The sequence below is a fragment of the Acinetobacter sp. UBA2581 genome, from assembly GCF_002339435.1.
GTDB classification, from domain to species: Bacteria; Pseudomonadota; Gammaproteobacteria; order Pseudomonadales; family Moraxellaceae; genus Acinetobacter; species Acinetobacter variabilis.
On sequence record NZ_DDLD01000014.1, the window covers coordinates 1 to 2,981 of the forward strand.

Sequence of the window (2,981 nt, forward strand, 5' to 3'; positions counted from 1 at the left end):
GTTGCTGTAGAAGCATGTTTAGTTCGTCTGATCACAGATACGTTATAAAGTAGTTTGAGACTTTTTTAAATCCCTCAATGCGTAAGTCCTATTTTATTTAATTTCTCCGCCCAGATCGGTGCAATCCCAGTATGAATTGAACCGGTGACCGGATCTTCATTAATCCCGTTACTTGGTGCAAAATAACGTGATATACAATCATATTGAGTATCGCCAGCGGTAATCGCGACATCCAGTAATGGACCCACCGCTGTAATCGCGGTTCTTTTTCCATTCAGCTGCTTCAGCAATTCAATATTGGGTTGCTCATCCAGCACATCCTGCACTGATTCATATTCAATAATATAACCTTGTGTATTCAGATAAACATTTTTAAAAGGCTTCGTCAGCGCCTGTCTTAAGGCTTCCGGGTAATCTGTGATGAGTTCAGGCTGACGGATTGGGAAATTCATCCGGATTTTGCCATCTTCATCCTGGCGTACTGTAAAAATACCTAGATCTTTGACATGAAAATAAATGGTTTTTGCAGAGCTAAAATCCTTGAACAGTACAAAGCTACTGGCCAATGTGGCATGTCCGCAAAAATCCACTTCCTTGGTCGGTGTAAACCAGCGAATTTCATAATTTTCTGCATCCAGCACTTTGACAAAAGTGGTCTCAGACAGATTATTTTCCAGGGCAATATTCTGCATCAGGTGATCATCCAGCCAAGCATCCTGCACGATGACTGCAGCAGGATTTCCCTTAAATAGAGCCGTCGTAAAAGCATCCACCTGGTACATTTTCATTTTCTTTACTCCTGTATGTAGGTGTTTAGTTTAAAAGCTTTTTTCCAGAAGGGGAATTTTATATGCTGTGGATCAGATGATTTATTTTTCTCCCTTTTCACTCATTAAGGTTCTTTATGAACAATTCACATATTCAAACTGTACCTTTAGAAAAAGCCTATCGCCTGATTACGCACGGTCCAACAGTACTGGTGTCTGCCAATGATGGGCAAGACACTGATGTCATGACCGCTGCCTGGGCATGTGCACTCGAATTCAGTCCAGCAAAAGTTACCGTAGTGCTGGATAAAAGCACCAAGACCCGAAAAATAATTGAAAATTCTGGCAACTTTGCACTGCAGATTCCCACCCTCAAACAGCTGGAAATGGTATATAGCCTGGGAACATTGAGTCTGTACAATGACCCGGAGAAACTGGAGCAGTCCGGTGTGCAGTTATTCAAATTCGCAAATCAAGAGATTCCAGTTGTAGAAGGTTGTGCCGCCTGGATTTTATGTGAGCTGATTTCCGAACCACATAACCAGCAGACCCATGACCTGTTTATTGGTAAGGTCATTGCCGCTTATGCCGATGATCGGGTGTTCCGTGATGGGCACTGGTACTATCATGAAGTCAGCGAAGAATGGAAAAGTATTCATCATGTCGCCGGTGGTCACTTCTATACCATTGGCGAAGCTGTCGCAGTAAAAGATGCAGAATAAATAACTGATCTTTTTAAACAAATTATATAAAAAATTCTTGCAAACAGGCGGCCTTGACCACAGTCAGACTGCCTGAATTTATGCTACTTTATCCATAATATCTGTTTGGTCTGATGTCTTATGATGCCGTTTAAAATCCACTGTATTGATGTCAAAAACTCATTACAAAATTATATCTGGTTACTTGAACATACACCGACGCATCAGGTCGCGGTCATTGACCCCACTGAAGCTGAGCTAGTTCAGGATTACTGCGCCGAACACGGGCTTGAGCTAAGTCAGATCTGGCTCACCCACTGGCATAAAGATCATATCGCTGGTGTTCCGGATTTAATTCGAAAACAAACATTACCGATATATGGCCCAAAAGCTGAGCTGGAAAAAATTCCGTTTATTAATCATCCACTTGAACATGACGACCAGTTCAGTTTTCATGGTGTTGAGGTACAGATTATTGCCGTACCGGGTCATACCCTAGGCCATATCGTGTACTTCCTGGATGCCATTGATATGCTGTTTTGTGGCGACACTCTGTTTGCTATGGGCTGTGGACGGGTATTTGAAGGTACTTATCAGCAGATGTACCACTCTCTGGCTCGCCTGGCTGCCCTACCGCCACGTACCCAGGTTTATTGCACGCATGAATACACCTTGTCGAATGCACAGTTTGCCAAACATGTAGAACCGGATAATCCAGCAATTCTGGAACGTTTCGAACAGGTTGAGCGTATGCGCATGCTTGGACAATGCACCTTACCCAGTACTATTGCAGCAGAACTGGAAACCAATCCTTTTTTACGCGCAGACAGTGTCGAAGAGTTTCAACGTTTACGCGTGATGAAAGACTCGTTTTAAACTATAGCTGCTTAGAGCAGCTGATGCTTCTGAGCATAGTCATCCAGTTCTTGCTGGGTGACCACTCGTACCGCATTCATTTCATCAATCCTGACCAGCAATAATCCACCCAAAGCAGGTTGATAACGACGCGCACTACCGAATGGCGTATACGCCACTTTGGACTGTACCGAAAAATCCAGCCAGTCTTCATGACCCAGCATCACAGCAACCGGCTCCTGCCTTTGTTGCTGCATAAGTTCAATTTGCTGTTTGACGTACTGTTCAATATTTAATTCAGTCATCATCAATCTTATTTAAATTATATCCATGACAGTATAAAGGGCTGAGCCTAACACCATGACCTGAATACTCAGAAACTTTACTGGATTGTATATTTTTCAGCCTTATTCAAACTCTAAAACTTCAAACCACGCTAATTCCTAATTTAAAATGAATAATATATAAACAATAGATCTCTTGCGAAAGTCATTATTGCAAGTTTATCCGGTTTACGAGTGCAGCAATTAAGTTAATGCGTAAACCGAATCTTTTCCGTCTATTTCGATAGCGTTCACTTAATATTCTAAATGTTTTCAATTGACTATTAATGTGTTCGATCACAACTCGTATTTTCCCAATCATTTTATTGTACTTT

4 protein-coding genes and 1 pseudogene are annotated in these 2,981 nt (G+C 42.0%); 2 read left to right on the top strand and 3 right to left on the bottom strand.

The window, feature by feature from the left end; all coding sequences use genetic code 11:
• Positions 1 to 92: 92 nt before the first annotated feature.
• Positions 93 to 788 (bottom strand): annotated as a pseudogene (locus B3Q46_RS01455) (PhzF family phenazine biosynthesis protein); the annotation flags it as partial.
• A 116-nt stretch (positions 789 to 904) separates the two neighbouring features.
• Between B3Q46_RS01455 and B3Q46_RS01460 the strand changes: the two are divergent.
• Together B3Q46_RS01460 and gloB are read left to right on the top strand one after the other, a co-directional pair.
• A complete protein-coding gene (locus tag B3Q46_RS01460; protein WP_262735560.1) occupies positions 905 to 1,489 on the top strand; it encodes a flavin reductase family protein in 585 nt (194 codons plus the stop codon).
• 120 nt (positions 1,490 to 1,609) lie between these two features.
• Complete coding sequence (gloB, locus tag B3Q46_RS01465) at positions 1,610 to 2,344, top strand: hydroxyacylglutathione hydrolase (protein WP_262735562.1); 735 nt, start codon at positions 1,610 to 1,612, stop codon at positions 2,342 to 2,344.
• 11 nt (positions 2,345 to 2,355) lie between these two features.
• On the opposite strand, the gene B3Q46_RS01470 is transcribed toward gloB, so the two are convergent.
• Together B3Q46_RS01470 and B3Q46_RS01475 are read right to left on the bottom strand one after the other, a co-directional pair.
• Positions 2,356 to 2,628 carry a hypothetical protein gene (locus tag B3Q46_RS01470; protein WP_034170064.1) on the bottom strand — a complete coding sequence of 91 codons (273 nt, stop codon included), beginning with the start codon at positions 2,626 to 2,628 and terminating at the stop codon, positions 2,356 to 2,358.
• A gap of 187 nt (positions 2,629 to 2,815) precedes the next feature.
• Positions 2,816 to 2,981, bottom strand: a 166-nt coding sequence (locus tag B3Q46_RS01475) for a transposase (protein ID WP_349677414.1), incomplete at its 5' end; no start/stop codon positions are given.